The organism is Herbaspirillum sp. UBA812, assembly GCF_002296545.1.
GTDB lineage: Bacteria > Pseudomonadota > Gammaproteobacteria > Burkholderiales > Burkholderiaceae_D > Herbaspirillum > Herbaspirillum huttiense.
The window spans coordinates 769-3,935 of the sequence record NZ_DBIC01000229.1 but is presented as its reverse complement, the minus strand read 5'-3'; the positions used below and the strand labels follow the sequence as shown (position 1 = coordinate 3,935).

At 63.6% G+C, this 3,167-nt stretch carries 4 protein-coding genes and 1 pseudogene; 2 read left to right on the top strand and 3 right to left on the bottom strand.

Annotated elements, in window-relative coordinates:
• Nucleotides 1-613: TonB-dependent receptor domain-containing protein (locus B3873_RS14945; protein WP_286867020.1), on the top strand; the 613-nt coding region annotated here is incomplete at its 5' end.
• 107 nt (nucleotides 614-720) lie between these two features.
• Here the strand turns inward: B3873_RS14945 and B3873_RS14940 are convergent.
• Together B3873_RS14940 and B3873_RS14935 are read right to left on the bottom strand one after the other, a co-directional pair.
• Nucleotides 721-909 (bottom strand): hypothetical protein, encoded by a 189-nt coding sequence (locus B3873_RS14940; protein ID WP_034333213.1) that lies wholly within the window; start codon nucleotides 907-909, stop codon nucleotides 721-723.
• A 308-nt stretch (nucleotides 910-1,217) separates the two neighbouring features.
• Nucleotides 1,218-2,111, bottom strand: a complete 894-nt coding sequence (locus tag B3873_RS14935) for a LysR family transcriptional regulator (protein WP_121044847.1) — start codon at nucleotides 2,109-2,111, stop codon at nucleotides 1,218-1,220.
• 155 nt (nucleotides 2,112-2,266) lie between these two features.
• Between B3873_RS14935 and B3873_RS14930 the strand changes: the two genes are divergently transcribed.
• Nucleotides 2,267-2,932 carry a peroxiredoxin-like family protein gene (locus B3873_RS14930; protein WP_286867016.1) on the top strand — a complete coding sequence of 222 codons (666 nt, stop codon included), beginning with the start codon at nucleotides 2,267-2,269 and terminating at the stop codon, nucleotides 2,930-2,932.
• Between the two features lie 37 nt (nucleotides 2,933-2,969).
• On the opposite strand, the pseudogene B3873_RS14925 reads toward B3873_RS14930, so the two are convergent.
• Nucleotides 2,970-3,167, bottom strand: a pseudogene (locus B3873_RS14925) (methyltransferase); the annotation flags it as partial.

Sequence of the window (3,167 nt, the reverse complement as noted above, 5' to 3'; positions counted from 1 at the left end):
GTCCACCGAACTGGCCATCGAAAAGCAGTTGCAGGAAGGGCAGGGCAAGTGGCGCGTTTCGCTGTTCGAAGAGCGGGTGTCGGATGCGCTGATTTCGCAAAGTTCCACCATCGGCAGCGGTGTGGCCTCCTTCACGCAGAACGTGGATCGCACCCGCCAGCGCGGCATCGAGGCGGCCTTCGAGCGCAACGATCTGCTGGTGCGCGGTTTCTCGCTGAACGGCAGCGTGACCTGGGTCGATGCCCGCATCCTGGAAAACAAGGGCTATGTCGCCACCACGGCGGGCGCGACCTCGGTGGGCAAGCGCACGCCCTACGTGCCGGAATGGCGCGCCACGCTGGTGGCCAGCTACAAGCCGGATGACCGCTGGACCTATACGGTGGCAGGGCGCTACAGCGGGCGGGTCTACGCGACCGTCGACAATACCGACATCAACACGCACACCTATCAGGGCTTCGATGGCTATACCGTGTTCGATGCCCGCGTGCGCTATCGCATCGACCGCCACTGGAGCGGTGCGGTGGGCGTGGACAACCTGACCAACCGGGATTACTTCCTGTTCCATCCCTTCCCGCAGCGCACGGTTTTTGCCGAGCTGAAATATGACTTTTGATGAGGGAGGCCGCTGCTGTGGCTGGGTGGCCGGTTAGCCGGGCAGGCCGGAATGAATCCGGCTGCCGGATGCGGTGAGTTGAAAGGAGATGCTGGCGCGGCGTGGACTCAGCTGCCGCGGGCCTTCTCGATGGTTTCGCGGGCCGCTTCCATGAGGGCGGCCGGTTCCGGGGCGTTGGATTCCAGGTAGGAATTTTCCAGCGTGACCGAGAGATTGCTCATCTTCTCCGACAATTCCGCCAGCGCCACGCTGAGCTCACACATCAGGGCCGAGATGTTTTTGGGTGACTGCGTCATTACGTTTCCTTTTCAGATGTCGCACCTTGGCGGCCTGTCCAGGGCGACGAAAAGGGGAAATTCATCGCGCATCAAGCCGGTGCGTACCAATCGATTACGTCGTGAGCTTTGGCTATTCTAAGCCATGCCGGATGCCGGTACGACTGTACCTTGGTCTAAAAGTGCGACAAAAAGTGAAACTTTCTTCATCCGTGTTGCACGGTGGATATGGCTCCCGCCCCCGCGCTGCCGTCCTGGCATGCTTGGGTCGGCAGGCTTGCCGCGATGCGATGCAGGATCCATGCCACGCGCCCTGATCGACGCGTGCTTCAGGTCAGGATCTGCTGCTGCAGCATGATCTCCTCGACGAAATCAGCGAAGGCACGCGCCTTGGCACTGGCCAGCCTGCCGGTGGGAAAGACCGCCCACAGGGCGATGTCCGGCAGCGTCCATTTTTCCAGGACGCGTACCACGCTGCCGGCCGCCAGTTCAGGGGCGAACATCCAGTCAGAGGCAATGGCCAGACCCATGTCGGCCAGCACGGCCGCGCGGATGCCCTCGGCGGCGTTGAAACGCACCCGCCCCTGCACCATGACCGAGACTGCGGTACTGGCACGGGTGAAGGTCCAGACATTGTCCAATTGGCTCAAGACCAGGGTCTCGTGCCTGGCCAGATCTGCCGGTACCCGTGGTGCCGGAACCCGCTCCAGATAGGCGCGGGTAGCCAGCACCGAGCGCCGTGTCGTGGCCAGTTTGCGCGCGACGCTGGCGGAATCGGCCAGGTTCCCCATGCGCAGGGAGACGTCGATGCCTTCGGCCACCAGGTCGATGGTGCGGTCATCCAGGATCACGTCCACCTCCAGTGCCGGATGACGTGCCAGAAACAGCGGCAGGAAGGGAATCACGAACAGCCGCGCAAAGGTGGGGGCGGCCGAAACCCGCAAGCGTCCGGCCAGGCCTGCGCCGGCACCGCGTGCGGCCAGTTCGGCTTCCTCCGCTTCCTGGATGGCCACGCGGGCACGCTCGAAGAAACGCATCCCCGCTTCGGTCGGCGTGAGACCGTGAGTGGAGCGCAGCAGCAGCCTGACCTTGAGCTTGTCTTCCAGCTGCGCCACGGTCTTGGAGACTGCCGGCTGCCCCACGCCCAGCACCCGCGCCGCCGCCGAGAACGATCCCGCCTCCACGACCCGTACGAAGGCCGTCATGGCCAGCAAGCGATCCATAGTGATCTCATTTATTCCAAAGTGGAATAAGCATTATAGCCATTGCCTGTCTGCCATTCCCGTCAGCAGAGGACCAGAATGCGCTGCGTCGGTGGTGAGGAACACCGCCGAGCAGCCTTATCCCATTTACCGACCTCAATGACAGGAGCCTCATCATGACTCTGCAAGACAAGCTGGACGCCTTCAAAGCCGACTTCGTGGCCGGCAAGCCACCCTACAATGTACCCGCACCGGTCATTGCCACCATGCAGCGCGCCACCGATGAACTGATCGCATCAGGGGCGGCCGCACGGGCGCTCAAGGCGGGTGACCGTGCACCGCAGTTCACGCTGGCCGATCCGGATGGCAAGCCGGTCTCCTCCGCCGAGCTGCTGGCCCGAGGACCGCTGGCGGTGAGTTTCTATCGTGGTGTGTGGTGCCCTTACTGCAATATGGAATTGCAGGCGCTGCAGGAAGTCCTGCCGCAGTTGCAGCAGGCCGGAGCCAGCCTGGTGGCGATCTCGCCGCAGCTGCCGGCCAACAGCCGCAAGGCGATGCGCCAGAACGGGCTGGAATTCTCCATCCTCTCGGACGCGGGCAATGAGGTGGCCGCCGCCTTCGGACTGCGCTTCACCTTGCCGGACTATCTGGTGGAGCTGTATCGCTCGCTCAAGAATGAATTGCCCGCTTTCAATGGCGATGCCAGCTGGACGCTGCCCATGCCGGCCCGCTACGTGATCGCGCCGGATGGCGTGATCGTTTATGCCGAAGTCAATCCAGACTACACCCGCCGTCCGGAACCGTCGGACATGTTGCCGGCCATCGCTCGCGCCATCGGCTGAGCGCGGCCAAGTCGCGCCGGCGCTCCGGCGCGATCGTTCACCCCCGTGCCAGGACCACCAGTCCCGGCACGGCTTGCTGCATTTCGACGCGCAGGCTTTCTTCGCGCACCAGCAGCACCTCCAGGCCCGCCGCTTGCAGGCAGTGTTCGACATAACTGCGCTGATGGCGGAAGCGGCCGCTGGGATGGAGCGTGTAGGGAGCGGCGTGTTCTTCACCAGCCAGTTCCACCGTGAA

Coding starts and splice junctions, on each gene's coding strand:
- B3873_RS14940 (WP_034333213.1), bottom strand. CDS start 909: ATGACGCAGTCACCCAAAAACATCTCGGCCCTGATGTGTGAGCTCAGC.
- B3873_RS14935 (WP_121044847.1), bottom strand. CDS start 2,111: ATGGATCGCTTGCTGGCCATGACGGCCTTCGTACGGGTCGTGGAGGCG.
- B3873_RS14930 (WP_286867016.1), top strand. CDS start 2,267: ATGACTCTGCAAGACAAGCTGGACGCCTTCAAAGCCGACTTCGTGGCC.